The 23,844-nt window shown below is 53.1% G+C and carries 18 protein-coding genes; 7 read left to right on the top strand and 11 right to left on the bottom strand.

The window, feature by feature from the left end; all coding sequences use genetic code 11:
* Nucleotides 1–19 precede the first annotated feature (19 nt).
* The 7 genes from CCALI_RS03010 to fliM form a co-directional block, all read right to left on the bottom strand.
* Nucleotides 20–514: an RrF2 family transcriptional regulator gene (locus CCALI_RS03010; protein ID WP_016481998.1), complete on the bottom strand. Its 495-nt coding sequence runs from the start codon at nucleotides 512–514 to the stop codon at nucleotides 20–22.
* Between the two features lie 340 nt (nucleotides 515–854).
* Nucleotides 855–2,885, bottom strand: a complete 2,031-nt coding sequence (locus tag CCALI_RS03015) for an alpha-amylase family protein (protein WP_016481999.1) — start codon at nucleotides 2,883–2,885, stop codon at nucleotides 855–857.
* A 64-nt stretch (nucleotides 2,886–2,949) separates the two neighbouring features.
* Nucleotides 2,950–6,231, bottom strand: a complete 3,282-nt coding sequence (locus tag CCALI_RS03020) for an alpha-mannosidase (RefSeq protein WP_052572317.1) — start codon at nucleotides 6,229–6,231, stop codon at nucleotides 2,950–2,952.
* Nucleotides 6,232–6,289: 58 nt separating this feature from the next.
* Nucleotides 6,290–7,078, bottom strand: a complete 789-nt coding sequence (gene fliP, locus CCALI_RS03025) for a flagellar type III secretion system pore protein FliP (RefSeq protein ID WP_016482001.1) — start codon at nucleotides 7,076–7,078, stop codon at nucleotides 6,290–6,292.
* Nucleotides 7,071–7,940: a flagellar biosynthetic protein FliO gene (locus tag CCALI_RS03030; protein ID WP_016482002.1), complete on the bottom strand. Its 870-nt coding sequence runs from the start codon at nucleotides 7,938–7,940 to the stop codon at nucleotides 7,071–7,073. The genes fliP and CCALI_RS03030 overlap by 8 nt, the downstream gene beginning before the upstream one ends.
* Nucleotides 7,941–7,951: 11 nt before the next feature.
* Nucleotides 7,952–8,923, bottom strand: coding sequence for a flagellar motor switch protein FliN (fliN, locus tag CCALI_RS14760; protein WP_016482003.1), 972 nt, complete (start codon nucleotides 8,921–8,923; stop codon nucleotides 7,952–7,954).
* 17 nt (nucleotides 8,924–8,940) lie between these two features.
* Entirely contained in the window at nucleotides 8,941–10,047 is a 1,107-nt protein-coding gene (gene fliM, locus CCALI_RS03040) for a flagellar motor switch protein FliM (protein ID WP_016482004.1), read from the bottom strand.
* A 242-nt stretch (nucleotides 10,048–10,289) separates the two neighbouring features.
* On the opposite strand from fliM, the gene CCALI_RS03045 reads away from it, so the two are divergent.
* From CCALI_RS03045 to CCALI_RS03065, 5 genes are all read left to right on the top strand, one after another.
* On the top strand, nucleotides 10,290–11,231 hold the full coding sequence (locus tag CCALI_RS03045; RefSeq protein ID WP_016482005.1) for an ABC transporter permease: 942 nt from the start codon (nucleotides 10,290–10,292) through the stop codon (nucleotides 11,229–11,231).
* On the top strand, nucleotides 11,231–12,181 hold the full coding sequence (locus tag CCALI_RS03050; protein ID WP_016482006.1) for an ABC transporter permease: 951 nt from the start codon (nucleotides 11,231–11,233) through the stop codon (nucleotides 12,179–12,181). The genes CCALI_RS03045 and CCALI_RS03050 overlap by 1 nt, the downstream gene beginning before the upstream one ends.
* Nucleotides 12,178–13,947 carry an endo-1,4-beta-xylanase gene (locus tag CCALI_RS03055; protein ID WP_016482007.1) on the top strand — a complete coding sequence of 590 codons (1,770 nt, stop codon included), beginning with the start codon at nucleotides 12,178–12,180 and terminating at the stop codon, nucleotides 13,945–13,947. Before CCALI_RS03050 ends, CCALI_RS03055 begins: the two co-directional genes overlap by 4 nt.
* Nucleotides 13,948–14,129: 182 nt before the next feature.
* Complete coding sequence (locus CCALI_RS03060; RefSeq protein ID WP_016482008.1) at nucleotides 14,130–14,777, top strand: zinc ribbon domain-containing protein; 648 nt, start codon at nucleotides 14,130–14,132, stop codon at nucleotides 14,775–14,777.
* Nucleotides 14,778–14,806: 29 nt separating this feature from the next.
* Nucleotides 14,807–15,796, top strand: coding sequence for a M48 family metallopeptidase (locus tag CCALI_RS03065; protein WP_016482009.1), 990 nt, complete (start codon nucleotides 14,807–14,809; stop codon nucleotides 15,794–15,796).
* 3 nt (nucleotides 15,797–15,799) lie between these two features.
* Here CCALI_RS03065 and CCALI_RS03070 read toward each other — a convergent pair whose 3' ends face one another.
* Genes CCALI_RS03070 through CCALI_RS03080 form a run of 3 tightly spaced genes read right to left on the bottom strand, consistent with a single transcriptional unit; the run spans nucleotide 15,800 to nucleotide 19,052 of the window.
* Entirely contained in the window at nucleotides 15,800–16,432 is a 633-nt protein-coding gene (locus tag CCALI_RS03070) for a hypothetical protein (RefSeq protein ID WP_016482010.1), read from the bottom strand.
* A 49-nt stretch (nucleotides 16,433–16,481) separates the two neighbouring features.
* Nucleotides 16,482–17,288: a Dam family site-specific DNA-(adenine-N6)-methyltransferase gene (locus tag CCALI_RS03075; RefSeq protein ID WP_016482011.1), complete on the bottom strand. Its 807-nt coding sequence runs from the start codon at nucleotides 17,286–17,288 to the stop codon at nucleotides 16,482–16,484.
* Between the two features lie 54 nt (nucleotides 17,289–17,342).
* Nucleotides 17,343–19,052 carry a CRTAC1 family protein gene (locus CCALI_RS03080; RefSeq protein WP_172636619.1) on the bottom strand — a complete coding sequence of 570 codons (1,710 nt, stop codon included), beginning with the start codon at nucleotides 19,050–19,052 and terminating at the stop codon, nucleotides 17,343–17,345.
* A gap of 268 nt (nucleotides 19,053–19,320) precedes the next feature.
* Here CCALI_RS03080 and CCALI_RS03085 point away from each other — a divergent pair, with 268 nt between their 5' ends.
* The gene (locus CCALI_RS03085; protein WP_016482013.1) at nucleotides 19,321–19,731 is read left to right on the top strand and encodes a hypothetical protein; all 411 of its coding nucleotides are present in this window, start codon (nucleotides 19,321–19,323) and stop codon (nucleotides 19,729–19,731) included.
* A 68-nt stretch (nucleotides 19,732–19,799) separates the two neighbouring features.
* Here the strand turns inward: CCALI_RS03085 and CCALI_RS03090 are convergent, their stop codons facing one another.
* A complete protein-coding gene (locus CCALI_RS03090; RefSeq protein WP_016482014.1) occupies nucleotides 19,800–22,505 on the bottom strand; it encodes a WD40/YVTN/BNR-like repeat-containing protein in 2,706 nt (901 codons plus the stop codon).
* A gap of 513 nt (nucleotides 22,506–23,018) precedes the next feature.
* Between CCALI_RS03090 and CCALI_RS15925 the strand changes: the two genes are divergently transcribed.
* A complete protein-coding gene (locus tag CCALI_RS15925) occupies nucleotides 23,019–23,735 on the top strand; it encodes a choice-of-anchor tandem repeat GloVer-containing protein (protein WP_155850461.1) in 717 nt (238 codons plus the stop codon).
* Nucleotides 23,736–23,844: the final 109 nt, after the last annotated feature.

Consider the following 23,844-nt stretch of genomic DNA (forward strand, 5'->3'; position numbering starts at 1 on the left):
TCTATTCTCCTATCAAACCTTATTGGCAGGTCGTATTCTTCTTCGATACTTTCTGAGATGGCATAATATCGATCTCATCGGTAGGCACCTGGACAGCAGGTGCTTCACCGCCACATATCTCCGCAAGCGTGATAAGGTTCAGCATCTGCCGCAGTCGTGCGTTGATCCGCGCCAGAGGCGCGCGAATGGTACAACGCGGCATCTGCTCACAGGCGTTCAGATGCTCCTCTTTCATACAGTAGACAAAGGCAGGCGGCCCGTCTATCGCTTCGATCACCGCCCCGATGCTGATCTGCTCGGCCGGTTTTGCCAACCGATACCCTCCGTTGGGGCCGGCTGTGGAGACAACCAATCGCGCCCGGGCTAGCCGCTGCAGTATCTTGGCTAGCAGCTCCTGTGGAATGCCATACTCGATAGCGATCTCCCGAGCGTTAACGGCACGCCCCGTCTTGACATGAGCAAGATAGCTCAGCGCAAGAAGGCCATAGTCGGTCTGTTTACTGAGGCTGATCATCGGCCGCCCCTATCTCCGATACAAAATATCTCCGATAATTCTAGTCGGATTTACGTTTCATTATACCTTATAGTTGCACTTCTTAGCGGGCAGATTGAATCCAACCAGTTCAACGGGGGAGTTAGATAACTAGTTTGTTAGGTATCGCGCAATAATTTCTTACCACATTATTGCGAAACCAGAGGCCATGTAACGATGGCCTTACTACTGTAGAAGCGACTACCCAAGAGTTTCCTGCCGTATTTATTGCTGCACCACTTAAAAGCTGTTAAAATGGAGAGCCAATGAACCGCAAACGTTAGAGGTCGCCCCCACACTAACTCTCTAGCCGTCAATAACTCTACTTCATGTCATAGCAGATTACTTCGTAAGACCCAACTTTTGGAACAAGCACCTCACAGTAGTGGCCCTCCTGTCGAAACGCCAACTCCTGACCTGAGGGCGCTACATAGACGCGCGACGGCGCAACCTCCGTTCTGAGTGCGAAGCTGACCTCATAAAGCGGCACCGTAGCCTCGATATACTCGTTGTTAGCAGTGCGTCGCTGAGGTTGAAATGGAACCAGGTGTACCACAAACCGACGCTGCGCCTCCTGCTTCAATACTGCGATCTCCATCGAGGACGGTATGTTTTGACCCGGACGCACCAACGGCTCCGGCAACAGACGCTCTAGCAACCGAGCGACCATCTCCTTGTAAACGAAAAACGCATCTTCCCGGTACCCCTGAAAAACGGCCGCATACAGGTAGCCGATCCGGTTATCTGCAGAAAGAACCCCCACAGGATGACCAGTAGGCCGATCGACAGGGGTCTGCGCATGCGATGAAAAATGCCCTGGCGCTCGGTTAAAGTAGGGTTGCCAAACCTCTCCGAGGCAGCTTGCACCTTCTAGCGCAGTCACATAAGAGCCGGCTCGATAGTTTACCAGCTCGGTGGCGGGCAACCCTGCTCCAAGTTCATCCCCAAGATGCATATAGGAAGGCGTGTATGGACAGGGCGCTAGATAACGAACAGGAGCTTTGGGCAGTGTAAAGCTTCCCTCCTGCAATGTTGCCTCATGAGAGAATAGTACGGCCCCTCCAGCATCTAGATAGCCCTCCAATCGGCGTTTTAATCCCTCATCCAACTGTCCTCGGTCGGGCAGGATAAGCAGTTTGTATTGCTTGAGATTATCTCGGTCGGGGGTCTCGCCATTCCATTGCTGCTTCAGAGCCATCAGCATGGCTGCCGCCCCTTCGTAAGAGGAATTCATCCTTAACTCGCCTGCGTCCGGCCCATCCACAGCATCCGGCAATAGAAGGACTCCGATATCTGCAAGCGGTTTCGCTCCAATACAGTAAGGCTCTAGAGCCTCAACCTTTTTGTAAATCTCCCCAATGATGGCGTAAGCACCTTTATCTAAACGCCCTCTCGGATGCAGTTGATCGCCAATGTTTACCGAACCACCGGCCGCTAGTATGGTGCCAGCCTCATACTCCAGCTGGGGAACGGTTTTAAGCCCGCCAAAATCAGCCCACGATTTATGAAAACGCGCTGTCATACCTTGGAGGGGTCGGGGATAGGTGCGTACCAAACGCGACCAGGCCGGGAAGTGAAGGTAGCCCCACCCCCCCGTACTAAGCGATTCGATCTCGAAATGCGTCAGAATATCCAACTCACGGTGAACGTTCGGCGTAATGCGTGCATTAAAAAAGATGGTGGCGTTGGGTCTAAGGTCTTTACAAAGCTTGGCAAGACGCGTGGTGTATTCCCTTGTGATCGCAAACTCCTGCGCACGATGTGCCTCAGCGTCGAAGCGGGAATGACCGCTGCGCTCCAAACGGGCCAAACACTTCTCACAAAAACATCCTGGATCTGGCGGCAAGTAACACATATCGTAAAAGATACCATCCGCCTCATAGCCTTTTAAGATCTCTTCCGTCTGAGCTGCCACATAGTCAATGTACTCTTTGTTCCCAAGACATACCTGATACCATGAAGCCTGATGTGCATTCGGGCCCCATATACGACCATCTTCCAAACGAACAAGCAGGTCTGCCCGCGTTATGCCTATATGTTGATCTACCCGCACGGAAATGTAGACGGGGGTGGCAATGCCATGTTTCTTGCAGGCCTCGATCTGTTCCCCAAGAAGGTCGAACTTTAAGGAAGGGTGCCTTACTCCCACCTTGGTGGGATAGTAACTCATCCCATGATGACACTTCCCAAACAGTGTGATCCAGTTTACCCGAGCCTCTACCAGCGTCTGCGCAAACTCCTCCGCGTCGAATTCGGAGCCCACATCGGGTATTTCAGGCGATGTATGAAAGTCCAGATGGATTTGGCGCAAACGGGTCGCCACCAGCTCCTCTGCAGGGATATCGAAAGCCATTATTTCCTCCTTTCAGGCTAAATAACCTATCTTCGTGTAAGCTGCCACCCCTTTAGCTCTCCATCTACAATAATAACTTCACGGTGATGATCTCGAAAGGCTGAATGTACAGTTGCACCTCTCCATTTACCGAAAGGGGCAGCTCCTCCAAGTTCGTTTCGAGCAGATCGGTAAGGAAGGCACGTCTCACGGGTAAAACCGTCTTCAAAACCACCATTCCACGCGTGTTGTGAGCCTCGTATAGCCGCACAATAACAGCATTTTCCTCCTTCTCTGCCCGCTTAATAGCCTCTATGAACACGGAGGCATTATCTACTTCGAAAAAGGAGCGCTGCAAGGGGAGACTTCCCTTGCGATTGCCAGGAAGCGGCACAACACGAAGAGGACAGTTGATGGCATAGGCGTTCTCCACGACCTCGCCCTCACGTAGGTCTCCAGCATGGGGCAGCAGACTGTAGAGAAACTGATGATGTCCCATATCCGCCTCCGGATCGGGCGCCTTGGGCGAGCGCAGTAACGATAGACGCATCACATTTCCGTGAACGTCATGTCCATATTTGCAGTCGTTCAACAGAGCTACGCCATAATCCCCTTCTGAGAAATCTACCCACTTCTGCGCACATACCTCGAAGCGCGCCAAGTCCCAACTCGTGTTGTAGTGCGTGGGACGCTCAACATGCCCATACTGAATCTCGAAGGTGGCACGTGGACTGTTGATGCGCACGGGGAAAGCCACTTTCAAAAGCTGGTTTTCCTCATGCCAATCAACCTCGGTATGAAAATCGAGCCGTGTGCTGCCGCTACAGAGAGAAACCGTCTGCACGATCCGCGAGTTTCCAAAGCGCCTTACCATGCGCAAAGCCCCGCGTACGGGCCCCCACTCAACAACCTCCAGGCTCTCCAACTCCACGAGAATGCGCCCTTTCTCTTGGTAGAAGATATCCACGTCCCAGGCATCCCAGAACAAGGGCTTGTCCTCGAAAAGCTGAAATTGGTTTGCACATCTCTCCGGTAGGAGACGCCCGTCTGCATCGCGCGTGGGCTCTAGCAACTCTCGCTCACAGTCTTTATCGTAAATGCGCGTGATCAAACCTGTTGCTTCGTCGAACTCCACACGGATCGCCTCGTTTTCTAAACTCGCTTTGGTGACGGTAACCCTATCCTCGATCTCTGGCGCAACACTGGTAGCTCCAAGGTCCCAAACCGCATAACCGTGAAGAGGCACGTTGCGAGCCAAGAAGAGCGCCTCTCGGCTTCCATCGGCCCGTGTCTCGATCTGCACCGGCATGATGTCTCCCTCAGGCCCTAATGCAGCCACAGGCTTTTCATTGGCACCAAGCGGCACACTTACCACCTCATTGGCAAAATGGCTGAGGTTGCTCCACACCATTACCGGCCGCCGAAGCCCTGTTGTGTCTATCTCTGCAGCCAAGGCCGTTTCGTTTTCGCGAATAATTGCGGTCGCCGTCTGCAAAATAGACGCATAGTCTTTCTCGCTGTCTCGGTAAACCTCATTCACACTCGAGCCGGGGATGATATCATGGAACTGATTCAACAGCGTTGTCTTCCATGCTCTGTCCAACGCTCCGTGCGGGTAGCTGGCAAGGCCTTTTGGATTGATCACGCTCAGAAACTCGGCGTCTCGGAGGGCGAACTCGCTTTTTCTATTGCCACGCTTATTGCGCGCCTGCGTGGTATAGGTGCCCCGATGCAGCTCAAGATATAGCTCCCCTACCCAAACAGGGAGATCCTTGGCCTCCGCCTCCGCTTTCTTAAAAAACTCAGAAGCCTTCTCTAGAGTAACTCGCGGCATGCCTTCCACATCTTTAAGGCGAGCGGCGTTCTCGATCATCTCGATGGTCGGCCCTCCGCCCCCATCTCCATAACCGTAGACGTAAAGCGAGCGAGTGGCCCGATCGTTTTCCCTAAAGTTGCGCACATTATATGCCAACTCTTTGGGAGTCATCATGGCGTTATAGGTATCCGCCGGAGGGAAATGGGTAAAGATCCGTGTGCCATCAATACCCTGCCAGAGAAAGGTGTGGTGCGGAAACTTATTAAATTGGTTCCAACTGATCTTCTGAGTGAGAAAATAGTCTATCCGCGCCTTCTTGAGAATCTGGGGTAAAGCCGCTGCGTAACCAAACACATCCGGCAGCCAAAGGTCTCTCGTTTCGATACCGAACTCGTCCATAAAGAAGTTCTTGCCATGCAAGATTTGGCGAACCAGGCTCTCACCGCTGGAGAGGTTGCAGTCCGCTTCCACCCACATGCTTCCTGTTACCTCCCACTGACCGCTCTTTATCTTCTCCCGTATGCGCTCATAGAGCTTTGGCGCCATATGCTTGACCCACTCGTATTGAGCGGCCTGTGAACAGATGAATTTGTACTCCGGATAGAGATCCATGTAGCGCGTGGCCGTTGCAAAGGTGTGAATGCATTTGTACTGCGTTCGCTCCAGAGGCCAAAGCCACGCCGTATCAATATGCGCATGGCCGATGGCACTGATCTGGTGGGCAGAAGGAGAGGCCGAACGCTGATAGACCTCGGCCAATCTTCTGCGTGCCTCCCGCATGGTCTCACGATCGCCTGGCTCGTAGAGATTGACCACTTCATTCAGCGCATAAAGTAACTGTCCATAGCGAGGACTGTCTTGAGGCTGTTCTAGCATTACTTGATAGGCAATGTTGACATCGAAATAGAAGGCAAAAAGCTCACGATCATAAAGAGCTAGCTCCGCATACTGAAAGGTAAACGGAGTCGGGTCGGGATCGCGTGGTCGCCCGCTAACACTGACATACGGGTTCATGCCGGTAGCCTGAACAAAAAGCGTGATCTCCTCTCCCCCACGTGCCTCCTCGGTCACAAGCAACTCGCCATGATGATGATCTATTCCCTGCACGGGGTTATCCTCATCCCAAACAATCGACTCGGCACCCGTGTTGATGCGGGCGACTACTGCCTGTCCGCGCCAAGCCTCCGGCACCCGTCCCTGAAGTCTAAACCAAGCGTCCGACCAAATAGGCCCCCAACGATAGCCGGGCGTTACCGGTGTGTACTCCGCTCGCTGTGCGGCTACAGGATCTATCTTCATCTCACGGTAGTCACGTGCCGATTCCCCATGTGGGCGATAGACAGCGGCCTCCATCGGCACGGTCTCTGCCCAAAGCAGAGGGCGCAGCGTACGTTGTAGAAACTGCTCAATGCGACGTTGTGTGATTTCGGGATGCTTCAGCATCAACCACTCCTGTTTTGGAATATATAGACGGTCATAACAGTTCCACGCTGCCCCCTCTAGTTCCTGCTTTCTCATGTAGATTTTCGCCAACTTCGGCAAGACAGGCATAAAAACTGCGCCTATACAGGCGCAGCTTCGCTTCGGAGGAACAGTTAAAGGTGTCTGCTCAATGAAAACTATGTGCTAACGAGCCAATAAGCAACGTCCACCCATCGGCAAGCACGAAAAGCAGGAGCTTCGCCGGCAAGGAGATAATGGTCGGCGGCAACATCATCATCCCCATACTCATAAGGGTGCTCGCCACCACGATATCAATGACCAAGAACGGCAAATAGATGTAGAAGCCGATGATAAACGCCGTTTTCAGTTCGCTGGTGAGAAAGGCAGGGATCAGGGTTATCAGGCTTACATCCTCTGCGGTGCGCGGCCGGGGAGCGTGCGAGAGGTTGAGAAAGAAAGAGAGATCGCTTTTATAGGTCTGACGAATCATAAAGGCACGTAATGGATCCTCCGCCCGCTGAATCGCTTGCTCGATGTTGATCTGCTTCCTCAAATACGGCTGAAATGCATCTTGATTGATAGCCTGTAGTGTCGGGCGCATAATGAAGAGCGTTAGAAACAGCGATAAGCCCACTAGCACCTGATTGGGCGGGATTTGGGGCGCCCCTAAAGCCGTCCGTAAGAGGGAGAACACAATGATAAGCCTAGTAAAAGAGGTCATCATAATGAGAATGGAGGGCGCCAACGAGAGCACTGTCAGCAGAATCAAGATCTGTACCGTGACGGCAACATCCTGCGGGTTCTTGGCGCTCCCGATGCCGACTTGCAGGTGCGGTACGGGCACTCCATTCATCTGCGCGTGCACATCGGCACATCCTAACAACCCTAGCACTACCAAAGCTATCCAAAACGTGAGCTTTTGATAGAAGCCTCGATATGTGCCTCCCCTATTCAATATCCGCCTCCACTTCTCGCACGGTTCTCAAACGTTGCGCTCTGCGCGCCAACTTGGAGCTAACCTCCTGCAATCGCTCGTCCAACTCTTCCACAATCTCGGAGTCAGGCACAGCGAGGCCTTGCACATCGGAGGCCTCCACGAGCGCATGGAAATCGGATGCAAAACCGGTCTCATCCCCTCTTTCAAACTCTTTCAGAAGAGTGACCCCAGCAGGTGCCGCTCCTATCAGCAGCAATCGGCCCCGAGCCTCTACAAGGTAGAGGGCTGCGTTTCCCAATGCTAAGCTCTCCATAACTCTCAAACTTCGTAGAGAGGGAGAGTGCAGAGGGTTTTTTAGGCTCTGCTGTAACCTCACCATGAGCCCGAGTGTGGAACCTCTCGACAGAGCCTTGGAACGTGCGGAGGAGAAGGAGAAGATTGTCTGGCCAGTTTGCAACTTCCGCGCTAACGCTACTCCCCCCACGATAAGCCCCAGTATTGGTATAAGATAGAGCAACATACGGCCACCATCGCTTATGGCGCTAACAGGGCTATCTAAAGGCCGTGCAGATTTGTCCGAAAGGGCTGGGTCATCGGGGCGCGCCTGACTAAGTGGATCGGTTCCTTTGGCCAAATTTGTGGTCCGCACTATGGGCTTCGATTGGTTAGAAGGCAACGCCTTTTGAGCGTGTGAAAGGTTCGACAATGCACCTTTTCCGCTAGAATGAACCGCTGTCTTCGTCGCCGACGAACTCTTGTTGGGCGCACTCGACTGGCCTTTTCCACTGGCTTGAGAGGGCTGCGCCAGCACCCCGTTCGCCAAGAGAGTGCATCCGATGAAGATCATCAAAACAGATGTCAGAAAGCCTTTCCTTTTCATGTTGATGCTCCTTAACTAGCCTTGCCCAGACTTGTTACCCGTTCTTCTGGGCTGAGGATCTCTGTAACGCGGATACCGAAGTTGTCCTCTATAACCACCACTTCACCCTTGGCAATCAGTTTTCCATTTACGAGCAGGTCCACTGGCTCCCCGGCAACGCGATCGAGTTCGACGATCGATCCGGCTCCTAGCTCGAGGACGTCTCGTATCAACATGCGAACGCGCCCTAACTCCACCGTTACCTCCAGTGGAATATCAAGCAGCAGCGAGATGCCACGTGGAAGGTCTTCATCTTTATTTGGGTCAAAGGAAGGAAGTATAGAAAGACCCTCCAACCCAAGGGTTTCACCATCGCCCGCAGACGCGCTTCCCGCCGTTGTTAGTTCGCTTTCCTCTCCACTGAGGCTCTCCTCTGCCTCAACGGCAATGTTGAGCAGCGTTCGGGCAAGCTCTGGAGTAAAGAGTAGGGTGGCATCCAGGCTTTCGAGACCGGGGATGTTAATGGAAAACTGAGCCTGCACAGCGCCTTCGCTTAAGGCAAACACAGGAGGAAGGTTCAACGGACCAAGCAAAGTAGCGCAGCTCTCCACCTCAACAGTCTCGCCCTGCACGTTGCTTATAGCATTAGCAAATCCGCGCACAACACCGCGCAAGGTAGTGGAAACAGGCTCCAACTGCGTGGCATCTAATGCCGTTGGCTCGGTTCCCTCGTGTCCCGCCGCCAGGTCAGAAAGGATCGTGGCATCGCGCTCCGAAAACCAAAGTATCGCTTCAGAACTATAGGGTTGACTTAGGCTAAATGTGGTAGACAGCACGGTCTCCGTTCGGTTCAACAGACTCTGCACGGGAATTTCGTTGAACGCGATCAGTTCCCACTCAACCATCTGATTGATCTGCTCGGATAGACTTAAAGCAAGGGTCGAACATACATTTGAAAAAAGCTCTTTAAGTGTATCCAGCTCTTTTGGAAGAAGTTCAGGCATAGATAACCTCCTAACCGTTAAACAGCGTTTTTCATTTTGGAAGCGCGACGAGACGATGGGGATCTGTGCGTAAGCAGAGCTTCTTGCTCCGTCGCCGGCTCCACTCGAGTAATATGGATGGCAAGCTTCTTGCCGCGCACTCCTGGCTGGGCTCGAAATTTCACCCTATCGCCGATCAGAACCTCTACCTCCTCGTTCTGCTTGCGACTGAGCGTTACGATATCTCCCTCCTTCAACTCGAGCAGTTGTTGTACCGTCATTTGGGTACTGCCAAGCCGAACGACGCAAGTGAGATAAGTTTTCGCCAGGCGTTGTGCTAAAACCGGTGCATGGCGGCCAACGTTTTTGCGCAAGCTGCTTGAGAACCACCTCTGGGCGCTGAGCTTGCCGGTAATGGGCTTCAGCAGCAAATAAGGGATACAGATAGACATCGCGCCTCGCAGTTCACCCACCTTAACCTCGAAAAGAATAGAGACGACAACGTCGTTCGGAGGGACGATCTGCACAAACTGCGCTTGCGTCTCCATGGTTTCCCGCTTAGGATTAAATTGGGCGATGCCCTCCCAGGCCGTTCGAAAGTCTTTCAACGCTCGGTTGATGATCGAATCGGTAAGCGCTTTCTCGATATCGGTAAGCACGCTAGAGCTTTTCACCACACTACCGGGCCCACCCAACAGGCGATCGATCATGCAGAGAATCACGTTCAGCTCCACCTCCAAAATCGCTTGACCAGCTAACGGTGCCATACTGAACACGTTAATGATGCTGCTAGAGAGAGAGCGGATGTACTCCTCATAGGGCACCTGCTCCACAGAAACGAGGTCAACGTGCACCGGCACGCGCAAATAGGCTGAAAGCGATGAGGCGTAGAGACGGGCAAAGGTCTCGTGAAGCATTTGGAGTGTGCGTAACTGGTCTTTGGCGAACTTGTCGGGTCGGCGAAAATCGTAGATTTCGTAGGCGATCGGCCCGCGTTGATCGCGTCGTAGCGGCTCCGAGAGTGAGGAGGGTTTCGCCTGATTACCGCTCGAGCGACTTGCAGTAGGCGATGTGGTCTCCGTGCCGTCGCTTGATAAAGAGGCTAACAGCGCCTCAATCTCTTCTTGAGATAGAATTTCTGCCACGGAAGCGTGCCCCTAGCGAATTTCTTCTGTCACGCAGAAAGTGCTCTGTGTGGCGTAGAGCGGAAAGCAGAGGTCGTTAAATGCAGCTCCTTTTGTCCATCACACATGCACCTTCCCAAACTATTATCGGCGAGTAGCCCTCCATTCTGCAGAGCCCTCCGCATTGCAACCCAAACTAGCTCTCTAGACAATTCGATGAGAATGCGTTACAATATGGCAAACTGAACTTAAGTAGGATGCTTATGCTCACCGCCCGGAAAGCTCCGCGCGAGCTTCCTGTCCTTCTCCTGTTACTTATAACCCTGCTGATTATGGGCATTTTTGTGCCCGCTTTTCGCACGGAAAGCAACCTCACCGCCCTCGGTGAGAGCGCTGCCTACACTGGTATCCTCGCTTGTGGAGAGGCGTTGCCTCTTTTTACCGCAGGGCTTGACATTTCCGTCGGCTCTACGTTAGCTCTGTCTAGTTGCAGTGCGGCCAGCGTGCTTATGTTGGGCTGGCCCTGGCCAATAGCTGTAGCGATGGGTCTCTTTGCTGGAGCTTGTGCCGGCTGGTTCAACGGCATGTTGGTTACTTGGCGGCGTATGCCACCGATTCTCGCCACACTGGCTACATTTCTCATCTTCCGACATGGGGCTGGCATTCTCACTCATGATCACAGTTATGGCCCTTTTCCCCATGCCTTCAACCGCATTGGCTCTGGTTGGGTTCCCGTCCTCCTTCTTATAGCCGTTACGCTTCTCTTCACGGTTCTCGTCCAACGTGCCACCTTTGGGCGCTGGCTTCTTTCCATTGGTGGCAATGAGATGGCGGCTAGACTCTCCGCTGTGCCTATCGAGAAGATAAAACGACGCGCCTATCTATTATGCGGCCTCTGTGCCGGTCTCGCCGGCCTCATCGTTATGGCCTTCAACAACGCCACCCAAGCCAGTGTTGGGCAAGGCACCGAACTCGACGCCATCGCGGCTTGTGTCGTTGGGGGAACCCGTATTACAGGCGGTGAGGGTTCCGTCATCGGGGCTGCTCTAGGGGCAGTGCTGCTTGCCTTGCTACGCGATGCCTTCGTGCTTACCGGGCGCCCGGTCAGCGAGTACGGAGTCATCACCGGCGGTGTCATTCTATTGACGGCCATTCTGGAGCGCCTCCGTAGGGCAAACACCAACCTGCAGGAGGAGACGGTTTAATGGGCAAGCTGCGCTCTCTTCCAGCAGAAACCGGTGTTGCCTTTGTCTTCATCTTTATTGTAGGCTTTTTGAGTTGGAGGGCACCTGACTTCGCAACGTGGGCTAATATCCGCCTCCTTACCAAACAGGCCGCCGAGCTGATGTTGGTCTCTCTAGGGATGACTTTTGTCATCGCTACCGGCGGAATTGACCTGTCTGTAGGCTCCTTACTTGGCCTCAGTGGGATGGTGCTGGGCCTCGTGCTGCTTCATGGCGGCACAATGATTACTGCGTGCCTTGCCGCGTTGGGTGTAGGCCTGCTCGTTGGAGCCTTGCACGGCGTGCTTATTGGGCGAGCCCGCATGCCAGCGATTCTTATCACTTTGGCAAGCTACGCCGCCGCACGTGCGGGAGCTACCATGATCTACAATGGTGGAAGCATTTCAGCGATTCCGCTCTCCATGAACGAACTTTTCGATAACACGCTCTTTGCCGGTTTGCCAGTTCTTTTGTGGGTCAGCCTTATCGCCATCGTTTTCAGTTGGGTTCTTCTACGACACACCTCTTTTGGCCGCAGTCTCCTTGCTCTCGGTGGCAACCGTCGAGCTACCTATCTCACCGGAGTCCCTACAGCGCGCATCGAGCTTTTGGTCTATATGCTTAGCGGCCTATGCGTTGGTTTGGCCGCCATCATTGATGTGGCATTAAAAGCCACAGCCACCCCTGATGCCGGCCAATATCTAGAACTACAGGCCATCACGGCCGTGGTCCTTGGGGGCACCTCGATCACTGGTGGCCAAGCCACCATACTTGGGACAGCGCTTGGTGTTGCGGTCATCACCGTACTGCTCAGCGGCGTGCGCCTGATGGGCATGGAAGATCGGGTGGGTTGGTTTTTTGTCGGCGTCGCGCTGCTGTTGGCCGTTGAGGCCCAAAGAGGATGGAGAAAGAAAGGAGATATCTCATCATGACGCGCACAATACTAGAAACGGCAGTTATGCTGTTACTCGGTTTTTTCGTTATGCGATCGGCGGCGGGCCTTCCGCCCTACACCCGTATTCTGCCCGACGGCCCGCCTCAGCTAACTTGGCTAACCAACACCCCGAACCTGCTTCAAGGCCAAGTGGTTTCGGTAGAAGGGCAGCCTTTCACCGAAGCCCTCGAACTACAGACCTTAGCAAAGCCCCAAAACCCGTGGGATGCTCAGATCGTTATCCCCACCGTCGCCCCGGTGCACAAAGGAGATGTCCTGTTGGGCATCTTCTACGTCCGTTCCCTCAAGGCAGCCAACGCTCAAACCGAGTTCATCTTTGAGAGAGCAGGCGAACCCTATACCAAGTCGGTGGAATTTGATGTCCAATGTCAGGCTCAATGGCAGAAATTCTATGTCCCCTTCAAGTCCGTCGAAGACTACACTCCTGGAGAGGCTCATGTCTGTTTTCGGCTTGGCTACGCACCGCAAACGCTCCTCATCGGCGGCATTGAGCTACGAGACTACGGTCCTAATATCTCCCTAAGCGATCTGCCCACCACTCCTGTTCACTATGATGGAGAAGAGCCGAACGCAGCTTGGCGTAAAGAGGCCGAGGCACGTATCCGCCAGATTCGGATGGCCCCCATCACCATAGAGGTGCTTGATTCTTCAGGCAAACCTGTGCCCGGAGCCCAAGTACACATCGCGATGTTGCGGCATGCGTTTCCATTTGGCTCCGCCGTCAATGCGGTGGATCTTTTGGGCAACACACCGGACGACGAGCAGTATCGGCAAACGATTCTCAAGCTTTTTAATCGCGCCACCATAGAAAATCAGCTGAAATGGCAGTGGTGGGTTTTCGACCGCCAGACTGGCCCTAAGGCAGTGCAGTGGCTCAACGACCACCATATCTCCGTACGAGGCCATAACCTCGTTTGGCCGACCTGGCGCTATGTTCCAGCCAACGTAGCCGCCCTTAAAGACGACCCAAAGGCCTTGGCGCAAGCGATAGACGATCATATTCGTGACGAGCTAGGCGCCCTCAAAGGCCAGTGCGCGGAGTGGGATGTCGTCAACGAGCCTGTAGACAACCATGAGGTTTACGATGCCCTTGGTGGGCTCGATGCCGTCGTACACTGGTACCAACTTGCCCATGAGATAGACCCGACCACTCGGTTGTTCATTAATGACTACAACATTTTAGCTGCCGGTGGCACCGATATTAATCATCAGAACCGGTATGCCGAGATCATTCAATATCTGCTCGATCATCATGCCCCGCTACAGGGCATCGGAGTACAGTGCCACTTTGGCCGCAATCTTACCCCTCCCACGCGTATTCTTCAAATTCTCGATCGATTCGCCAAGTTTGGTCTTCCTATCGAGGTAACCGAGTTAGATATCAACGTCTCCGATCCGCAGACACAAGCACGATACATGCGCGATTTCCTGACGGCCGCCTTCAGTCATCCAGCAGTATCTGGCATCGTCATGTGGGGCTTTTGGGAAGGGGCCCATTGGATCCCTCAAGCCGCCCTCTTCTCCAAAGATTGGCGCATTCGACCGGTAGGTCAAGCTTGGGAGGATATGGTGTTTCATCGCTGGTGGACGGACGAAAAGCTTACCACAAATGCGAAAGGTATTTGCACTACCCGCGGCTTCTTGGGCGATTATGTAATAACCGTCAACCAAAACGGCAAGGTGCAAACCATGAACGCAACGCTTGAGAAGCCCATGCTCCAACTCGTTATCAGAATGCCGTGAAATAGAGGGAATACAGGAACTTTATTTCACTGGCTCAGCGTAGCGTGCTTTAGCGCAATTGAAGCTGCAGGTTTGCGATCTATTATTATATTATAAACTACCTGCAAAGATAGAAAGCTGAAACCTCATCCCTGTCCGCTCCGTACGGAAGCTATAGAAAAAGCATAAAGAAGGGAACTGCTATGAGAAAGCGCGGGTACAAAGCACGCTACGCCTACGAAGCGCGTGCCTCCCAAAACGAAGAGCCAACAGAAATAGCCTCTCTCATCGAAGGGCTGCAATCTCTACTCGCTCCAGATGAACATCTTCTCGGCTACACAAGAGCTTGGATCGCAGGAGGACTGAAAGGAAAACTGAATGTGTGTCCGGAAGCCCTTTTCGCCGCCCTCGTGAATGTGGGGCTTACCGATAAGAATTTGTATATCCAGCATGTCAACCTCGCCAATGGTGAACCCTCCAAGCTTTCGCCTCATCACTACCCCCTTACAGATGTCCTTCATATCCAATTTGCTGACAGCGAAACCTTCGGAGGGACGCCCGCGGGACGGCTTACCATACAAATTGCCGACAACCTTTGCTTGCGATTACGAGTATGGGGCTTCTTCAATGTAAGGGAAGCGCGCTCGCTAGCTAAAGTCTTTCAAGCCATTACAGCTCAACACCGCCAAGAAGAGCCACCGCTGTGGCATACTTGTAACGCATGTGGCGAAAAGCTCGATCAACCCTATCGCTTCTGCCCGTACTGCGGCCGGCCAAGTTCCCCTATGATCGCCACGGATTCAACCACACCGCCCTCAACAGAAAATCAAGAGTCATCTCCACTTAACTAAACGAAGGAATATCCCAAGGAGCACTTATCATGAGCACGACACCAAATACGGTTTTACCAGCACGCCTACGCTTTCCAGGCCTCTCAAGCACAGCTTATGAACACCCGGCTGACCGCGCTGCCCTCGAGGCCCTGAGGGCTACGCCAGGACTAGACCGCCTTTTTCGCTGGCTTTCCGATATTGGCTTTGAGCGCTATGCCAGACTGTTTTTTACAGCCGATAGCCTCCGCATTTCACCTAAACAGTGCCCTCGACTCTACAACGATCTCCGCGAAGCCTGTGCCATCCTAGATGTACGTGAACCGGAGTTTTACCTCATCCAATATCCTTACCCCGTTTCCTATGCCCTCGGAATGCAACGCCATATCGTCGTTATCTCATCAAGTCTCGTTGACCTGCTCAGCGACACAGAACGCCTCTTTATTATTGGGCGAGAAATCGGACATATCAAATCCGATCATATGCTCTACCGCACGATGGCACTCGTTCTAGCCAACCTGCTTGCAGCAAATAGCCCTTACCTCAATATTCCCGGAGAACTTCTCGTGCGTACCCTCCTCTATACGCTCTTCGCCTGGTTCCGCAAGTCAGAACTCTCTGCCGATAGAGCTGGCTTACTTGTGGTGCAAGACCCAGAGATCTGTATCAACGCCATCCTCAAACGAGTCGCCGGCACTCAAAAGCTGACTGATGACCTGGATTCCGCCGAATTCGTGCGTCAGGCCGATCTGTTCGATGATATGGAAGACGATCTCCTCGGCTTCTACTACAAATTCAAGATGCTCCGCTTTAACCCTGAACCTTTTCCCGCAGTGCGGGCCCGCGAGGTGCTCGACTGGAGTCGCAGTCGTGAATATCAGAAGCTACTTCGAGGAGAGTACCCACACGCGCGCCCCAAGGCAGGCGAACGAGTCTGCACCCAATGCGGGCATTCCGTTACCAACGTCTCTTTCCGCTTCTGCCCAGAGTGCGGCACCTCGTTGCCTCCTCCGCTTCCGGAGTATCCAGAACCTATTTAAGCCCTATTCGTCGTCCGGGCTTAATGTGTCTATCTTGCCGTTACGCCGGATAACAAGAGCATAGGTATGGCGCACCGGAGCAACCCAGCGTCCTCTCTGTCCCCAATTGAAAGCGCCAATGGGGGGTGGACGATGATACGCCGCCCAGTAAACCCCCTCCTCATGAGAGTAACAGACGACAAGAGGAGCGTTATCTCCCTCTTTTTTAATGTCGTAGGCATTCGTGCTACTAGCTAGCCAGCGAAAACCATAGCTTACCGGATAGATCCTCCGCCCAATCGTCACGGTGCCCACGGTAAAATGCACTCCCTTTTTAGCCCATCGAGCAACCGTTGGGCACACAAGCAGATTCGGGTCCGGAATATATTTTGGAATGAGAGACTCCAACGTAGGAGGCTCGGCCCCCTTGTGGTCAGCGCGATAGCGCTTCCATGCATTATAGAAAAGAAGGAGTCTCCGCTTACACTCCGAAATCTCTGCCTGCTCAAGGGCTATCTCGTGGTCAGCAGCATTGCGCTCCGCATAAACTTTCACCAAGTGTGTGACAAGCACATAGCCCCCCACGATAATCGCCACTAGAAAAATGACCCATGGAGGAATACGCTTCGATAAAATACCTGGCAGTCTTTTCTTCATCTTATACAAACCCCTTCTGATAGAGAATTTGTTAGAAGATACCCCATCGTTATTGCCCTCCAAAGAGCGCAAGCACTTCTTTTGCCTTGCCTCTATTGTTTCCATCACAGCTAATGAAGCGTGGTACCGACAGAAACTCCTGAATGGCACCAGCGTACACAACCTCGGTAAAGGGGGTAGCGTGGTTGGAAATCAACACGGGAATGCCGGCTTGTCCGAGTTGGTCGGCTAGCCGAGCCAGCTCCTCTTGATCTTTGACCCCGAATCCGCCTGCCGCGTAGTCTGTAAAGTTTGCCGTCGAGGACAACGGCACATAGGGTGGGTCGCAATAGATTACATCGCCAGTCTGTGCCGATCGCATCACTGTTCGAAAGTCCTCATAGCGAAATTCGGCATATTGTGCCTTGTGCGCGAAGTACTGCATTTCGTTTTCAGGAAAGTACGGACGCGCATATTTGCCAAAGGGCACATTGAACTCACCAATTGCGTTGTAGCGACACAAGCCATTGTATCCATGGCGGTTCAAGTACACGAAGAGCGCAGATCGGCGCCACGGGTCTTTCGAGGCGTTAAACTCGGCTCGCAGCTCGTAGTAACGTTCCGCGTTATTGTTTTCCGGTACAAATAGCTCTTTGCAGTATGCAATAAAGGCTTCTCCGTGTCGCTGCAAGGTCCGGTACAAACAGACTAAATCCGAATTAATATCACTTAGCAAGTATCTCTTATAGTCTGTATTGAGAAATACAGCACCTGAACCTACAAAAGGCTCAATCAGCCGAGTCCCCACTGGCAATCGTCGCTTAATCTGTTCCACTAAGCGATACTTCCCACCTGCCCATTTCAGAAAAGGTCTCACGTTGTTCTCCTCGCTCGCTCATGGACATCATCTTGGTCTATGAATTGGCAATCGTCAACCGCTCGTACTATCTTTGAGCGATAAACGATTTGAGAGCGACATCCTGCCTTCCTTAATAGAATAGTATCTGTCTGCTGCCAAAGGCCCTAGACGCTCCCGTAGACCGGACAACCAATGGATTTCCACATCCTCCACCACGGTAGCCGTTCCAAGACCGAACAGAACACGCCGATCGCTTTGCGAACAGTAGCTTGACGCCCCCCGTACCCAACGGGTCTGCACTCGATCTCCTACGCGGATTGTAACCCGTGTCCCAATGGCATCTCGATTGGTATGCGTACCTTCAAGCTGAAAGCCTATCCAATGATGGCTGCTACCCCCTACATTGCGAAAAAGCGTGAGAGGCATCTTTGGCCCGCTAACGAGAATATCAGGTCGCCCATCATTATTATAGTCTCCTACCGCCAGTCCGCGTGTTACGCGAGGTATCTGCAAATCGCCACCCCTATCTCGATCCTCTACGAAATGCCCATCGCCTCGATTATGTAATAAAATCTGGCGCTCTCGGTACGTCACCCGACCCCGATCCCCCAAAACATCGTTGATATGGCCGTTCCCCAAAACTAAATCCAGATATCCATCAAGATCGTAATCGAGACATTCAAGACCAAAGGTCAAATAAGGCTGACTCGCATTGCCTACACTCACAGGATCGGGCATAAACGAAAAAGTCCCATCCCCATTGTTTCGAAAGTAGGATCGTGGTTGATGGCTGAAGTTGCCGACGAAGAGATCAGGTAAACCGTGATTCGTTAGGTCTGCTGCCACAACGCCCATCCCAGATAGAGCCTCTCCCTCAGGCCCTACCGCAACTCCAGCTTGAACGGCCACCTCCTTAAAATGCCCGTTGTGTTGATTTTGTAATAGCCAGTTCGGTAACATATCGTTAGTAACGTACAGATCGGGCCAGCCGTCGTTGTCGTAGTCCAAATCTACAACCCCTAAGGCTTTTCCAACGAGTTGAGCTAACCCCGCCTCCTTGGTTACATCCGTAAAGGTTCCATCTCGGTTGTTATGGTAAAGAACACAGGTGTCCCCTAAATACTCCGTCGGCAAACAGTACACCAGCTCCCCTCTTTCGTCGGCACAGGGCCGATCCACATCTGGAAACCAAGAGACATAATGACAGACAAAAAGATCAAGCCACCCATCCTTATCATAGTCAAACCAACAAGCGCTTGTTGCCCAGTGGGGCTCTCCCCTTTGTACCAGCCCTGCTTCCCGGGTTACCTCGTGAAAGTGTCCCTTATCGTTCCGAAACAGACGAACTCCCCCATAAGTCGTCACCAACAAGGCTGGCCAACCCGTATTAAGATAGTCACCGACGGCTACTCCCTGCCCGTATCCCATATCCACCGCAAGCCCAACATCGGCCGTCACATCCTCAAACGTTCCATCCCCCCGATTCCGATAGAGTGCAGACGGAGGACGGGGCCTCGGCACACTTCCAGGTGCCGGGCCGCCTTGGACAGCAAAAATATCAAGTAGTCCATCTCTATCGAAATCGAGAAATGCACATCCTCCTCCCGTCGTCTCCACAAACCGATGCTGGGGAGAGGCGTCGTTATCATAACGAAAATGCAATCGGGCTTCTTTGGTGACGTCTCGAAACGGCCCTGGGTAGTGGGATGGATGCAGGGTCAGACGCCAGCGAATAAACCCAGCACAGGTTGCCCCAATAGCCAGTCCTAAGCTCCTCAGCATGTACCGGCGCGTCATTTTTGTAGACATAGGCATGCAACTCGATCTACCGGAACAAGTTTCCCTAAGCTTTCAGCCCTTACTTCGACGCAGCTCCTACGACTTCCTGCTTCAACGCAACCTCAATGAACTTCTAATCGCTCTTAGCGCGTCATCTTCTACAGAGCGTGCCAATGTGCGAGTGCCTTCTGGGTAAGCTCTTTCGACACCTCTTCCAGAAATACTGCGATGCACTCTTCGCATTTATTACCAACAAGGAGGTACTCGAAACATGAAACGCTCAAAAGCAGCTGTCTTCTCCCTCTTGGGAGCAGTAGCCGTTCTTGGCGGATTGGCCTACGCCCAAGATCAGGGCGGCTCGCCAGACCAAAATACACCGCAACAAACGGCCGCCTCTAAAAAGGTGGAGGCGATGGTCAAAAAGATCAAGGACGGAGATAACTACAAGTGCTGCATCAAAGGAAAATGCGACTATTGTGCCGTGCATATGGGCATGTGCAACTGTGGCGACAACGCCGCAAATGGAAAGCCGGTGTGCATCAACTGCAAAGGAGGTTGGGACACCGGGTTAGGAGCCGTTATGGGGAAAACCAACGACGACATCAAACCCCTGCCCCAAAATGGCGACGTCAAACCGGATATGCCATCGGATAACGGCACAAATAACGACGACAACAAGTAACTCCCTTACCGATACTCCGACTATTTCAGGGTCAAGAGCGGTTAGCTCTTGACCCTTTTTGCAAACGACTAGGGCCCGATCTCGCTCTCCCCACCGCTATCTGGGTCGGTATACGGCTCGTCCGTCTCCTCTTCTGAGAGCGCCAGGTTGCCGGATATCGTCACTTTTTGCGACTGCTTGAATTTGCCGACCTGTAGCGTTATCGTGTAGACGCCTGGCTTCACGAACCGCGGGGGCGCTCCACGCCGCTCTGGGCCTCTCTCCTCCTCTTGCCTCTGCAACATGTCCCAAATGAGTGTCTGCATCCCAGGATAACGTTCCCCAGAAAGTCTGGCCACCTCTTTATTCTGTGCATCCGTTATCACAAGCGTGGGGGTCACATCCTCCAGCCTCGGCAACCAAAACACGATCGGTACGCCCCGTGGAGGGTTGGGCGCCACAAAATCGTGTTGACCGCTGATCTCGGTGGTCAGGGTATACCGATACTCCAACGCAGGAGCCAAAGGAAAGAGAATAGGCTGATCCTCCTTGGGATTGGAAGCGGCCGTCTCTAACGGCGCGATGTTGTCTAGCACCCATAGACTGCGCCCATGTGTTGCTGCCACAAGCGCGTGGTCGCGTGCCTGAATGGCAAGGTCGTCTACCGCTACAGTTGGCAAATTATCGCCCAGCTTTTGCCAATGCTGACCGCGATCGAGACTCACCCATGCGCCGAACTCGGTGCCGCAAAACAGTAGATTCGGATTCACCGGGTCTTCTCGAAAAGCCTGGATCGGCCCTTCCTTTGGTAGGTTTCCTACAATGGAACGCCAGGTCTTTCCGTAGTCCTCTGTCACAAACAGATAGGGTGCCAAGTCATCGCTTCGATGCCCATCAATGGCTACATAAGCTCGTCCGGCCACAAACTGCGACGCCACCACCCGCGACACCCAATAGTTTCTCACCTTTTCCGGCAAGTTGTCGGTTACGTTCTCCCACGTCTTTCCCTCATCTTGGGTCAGCTGCACGTTTCCATCATCGGTTCCCACCCAAATCAAGCCGCGTTGCAGCGCCGAAGGTGAAATGGTCACAATGGTTCCATAAATCTCCGCTCCCGATCCGGTGGTCGTAATGTGAGGACCCTCCTGCTTGGAGAGATCGGGACTAATAACATCGTAGTACTTGCATTCATCATAGAAACGAAACAGGTGGTTTCCCCCCATGTATACCACATTGTGATCAAAAGGCGAGATAGCCAACGGCGTGTTCCAGTTGAAACGATAGTCCGGCTCCCCTTCGGGCGCTATCGGATGCATGCGCCGCAGTGTCATTGTGTGTCTATCCAACCGGTAGGCCTCTCCATTCTGCGACTCGGCATAGACAATCTGAGGATCGTCCGGGTCGGAAAGCACATAGAACCCGTCGCCGGATGGGAAAGAGATCCAATCACAGTTGGTGATCCCGCGCGCATTGGTGGTGGCACTAGGCCCTGTCCAACAGCCGTTATCCTGCAACCCCCCGTAGACCCAAAACGGTTTTTGGTTATCTACGCTCACCTCATAAAACTCGCCCATGGGGAAGTTATTCACAAACTCCCATGTAGTTCCACGATCGTGCGTAACGTATAGCCCCCCATCGGTTCCAAGCCACATGTGTTCCGGATGATGAGGGTCTATCCAAAGCGCATGAAGATCAGGGTGAACCCCTGGCGAACCATAGCCCGGTATCGCAAAGTGTTTTCCGCCATCCTTTGATACCTCAAGCCCAAATCCACAAACGTACACATAGTTCGGATCTGTCGGATCAACCCGAATCTGGCCAAAGTAGAATCCACGTGGCACCGTGCTGTTGACCCGCTTCCAGGTCGCACCTGCATCATCTGATCGAAAAACGCCACCAAAATTGCTGGTAGGGTCAAAAAGGTCTTTAGCTCCGCCCTCGTTACAGGCAACAACCGCATAGACAATATTCGGCTGACTGGCGCATACCGAAAGGCCTATGCGCCCCACCTTCTCTGTGGGTAACCCCTTCGTGATCTTGCTCCACGTCTTCCCCCCGTCTGTGGAGCGGTAGATGCCCGAGTCGGAGCTTTCATCGTAAAAACCCCAGGGAGTACGCAAGCGACGATAGGCTGCGGCTAACAGCACATCCCCTGTCTTTCCCGCCAAAGCCACATCTATAACTCCCGTCTTCTCGTTGATGTAAAGAACCTTCTGCCAAGTTTTACCGCCATCGGTGGTCTTAAAAAGCCCTCTCTCAGCGTTATATCCCCATAGACGTCCGGCCGCAGCTACGTAGACGATGTTGGGGTTGTTAGGGTCAATAACGATGCGCCCGATCTCGCGCGTATCCTCTAGCCCCATGTGCTGCCAAGTTTTGCCGCCATCGGTAGACTTATAGACGCCATCGCCCCAAGAGGAGCTGTTGCGTCCATTGGCCTCACCCGTTCCTACCCACACGATATGAGGGTCGGATGGGGCTACTGCCACAGCCCCCACAGAACCGACCGCCTCATGGTCGAAAATCGGAGTCCATGTGTTCCCATCGTTCGTGGACTTGATCACTCCGCCCGTCCCCAAAGCCACATAGATCGTGTAGGGGTCTTTGGGGTCTACGGCGATGTCCGATATCCTTCCGCCCATCACCGCTGGGCCAATGCTGCGCCAATGCATCGTTTGCAGTACGTCTGAACGGAGACTGTGAGGCTCTTGGGCTTGCACGATACCTAAAGAGAGAAACGACAGAAAAACCCATAAAAACAATAGATTCCGCAAAAGCACTTGTTTGAAATCCATCAAGGTACTCACCTCACCAGGATTGAATGATCGGCTCTTTGGCGACGGGCCAACTAAAACATAGAATACCCAATGCAAGGGCCTTTCTCAGGTTTAGGGCTGCCCCTATGCTCCCTCCAGACAAGCGATAGAGAAGTTTGTTGTGCCATCAGCGCCGATAATTTTCTTGAAAGAGACCTCTACAATAAAAACTTTTTCCCGCGAAGTCGGCTAATGCCTTTTGAGGACGGGACAGAGCGTGGAATGGTTTTATCTATTAACATAGAGATCAGCCCTCATCTACCTGCAACGCTCAAATCGATAGCCCTCGCTCTCCTCTCCAGCGTCACCGTTGTCTACCCTCCCGACAAACTACTCAAGGTCTCCCTGAAACCTTCGACACGGTGTTCCCCTATGTTCACACTTACGACATGTCTTTCCATCCTAATCCCTTGTTCTACTCTCCTCTCTCTCATCTGCTCTATGGCACCTTCACCTTCCATCGCTCCCTCGCCCCTGAGTTCCTCTTCGTCCTTGAGCCCAACGGCACTTACTTCCAAATCCTCCACTCCTTCGCTCCTCTGCATCCCGACTTCGTCTAATGCCGATGGTGCCTTCCCCTTCGCTCCCCTCACCCAAGATGCTAACGGTGCCCTCTACGGTACCACCTCCCTCGGAGACCCCGCCTGTGACGGTACCCTTTTCGCCCTCCAAACCCATGGTACCCACTTCCAAATCCTCCATGCCTTCTCCGGACCTGATGCCGCTCTGCCCTATGGAGGGGTAGTGGAGAGCAAAGACGGTTGGCTGTATGGAGTGACCGAAGAAGGAGGCAAGTATGGCAAGGGAGTGGTGTATCGGGTTCGGACAGATGGGAGTGGGTATAGCGTGTTGCATGCGTTTTCCGGGGAAGAGGGCGCCTATCCGTTGTTGGTGGAGTTGGTGTTAGGGGAAGGAGGTTGGTTGTATGGGACGACGAGTGCTGGAGGGGTGAATGGGAAGGGAGTAGTGTTTGGTGTGAAGGTAGATGGGAGTGGTTACAAGGTATTGCATGCGTTTGCTGGAGGCGAGAGCGATGGTGCCTATGGGATAGGGCAGTTGGTGTTAGTGGGGAAGAGATTATATGGCGTGACGGGAGGAGGGGGACAGAAGCAAGAGGGTGTGGTGTTTGGGGTGAGCGTGGATGGGGTGGGCTACAGGCTGTTGCAGCGTTTAGGGGAGAAGCAGAGGGGGAAGTGGCCTTTGGTCTAGTGTTAGGAGGCAATGGTAGATTGTATGAGGTAACGGAAGGAGGTGGGAGCCAGGATGCGGGATTAATCTATCGTTTAAGGTTAGACGGGAGCGGTTTTCAGGTGGTGTA

The sequence above is a fragment of the Chthonomonas calidirosea T49 genome, assembly GCF_000427095.1.
GTDB lineage: Bacteria > Armatimonadota > Chthonomonadetes > Chthonomonadales > Chthonomonadaceae > Chthonomonas > Chthonomonas calidirosea.

Coding starts and splice junctions, on each gene's coding strand:
- CCALI_RS03010 (WP_016481998.1), bottom strand. CDS start 514: ATGATCAGCCTCAGTAAACAGACCGACTATGGCCTTCTTGCGCTGAGC.
- CCALI_RS03015 (WP_016481999.1), bottom strand. CDS start 2,885: ATGGCTTTCGATATCCCTGCAGAGGAGCTGGTGGCGACCCGTTTGCGC.
- CCALI_RS03020 (WP_052572317.1), bottom strand. CDS start 6,231: ATGCCTGTCTTGCCGAAGTTGGCGAAAATCTACATGAGAAAGCAGGAA.
- CCALI_RS03030 (WP_016482002.1), bottom strand. CDS start 7,940: ATGAAAAGGAAAGGCTTTCTGACATCTGTTTTGATGATCTTCATCGGA.
- fliN (WP_016482003.1), bottom strand. CDS start 8,923: ATGCCTGAACTTCTTCCAAAAGAGCTGGATACACTTAAAGAGCTTTTT.
- CCALI_RS03045 (WP_016482005.1), top strand. CDS start 10,290: ATGCTCACCGCCCGGAAAGCTCCGCGCGAGCTTCCTGTCCTTCTCCTG.
- CCALI_RS03050 (WP_016482006.1), top strand. CDS start 11,231: ATGGGCAAGCTGCGCTCTCTTCCAGCAGAAACCGGTGTTGCCTTTGTC.
- CCALI_RS03055 (WP_016482007.1), top strand. CDS start 12,178: ATGACGCGCACAATACTAGAAACGGCAGTTATGCTGTTACTCGGTTTT.
- CCALI_RS03060 (WP_016482008.1), top strand. CDS start 14,130: ATGAGAAAGCGCGGGTACAAAGCACGCTACGCCTACGAAGCGCGTGCC.
- CCALI_RS03065 (WP_016482009.1), top strand. CDS start 14,807: ATGAGCACGACACCAAATACGGTTTTACCAGCACGCCTACGCTTTCCA.
- CCALI_RS03070 (WP_016482010.1), bottom strand. CDS start 16,432: ATGAAGAAAAGACTGCCAGGTATTTTATCGAAGCGTATTCCTCCATGG.
- CCALI_RS03080 (WP_172636619.1), bottom strand. CDS start 19,052: ATGCTGAGGAGCTTAGGACTGGCTATTGGGGCAACCTGTGCTGGGTTT.
- CCALI_RS03085 (WP_016482013.1), top strand. CDS start 19,321: ATGAAACGCTCAAAAGCAGCTGTCTTCTCCCTCTTGGGAGCAGTAGCC.
- CCALI_RS03090 (WP_016482014.1), bottom strand. CDS start 22,505: ATGGATTTCAAACAAGTGCTTTTGCGGAATCTATTGTTTTTATGGGTT.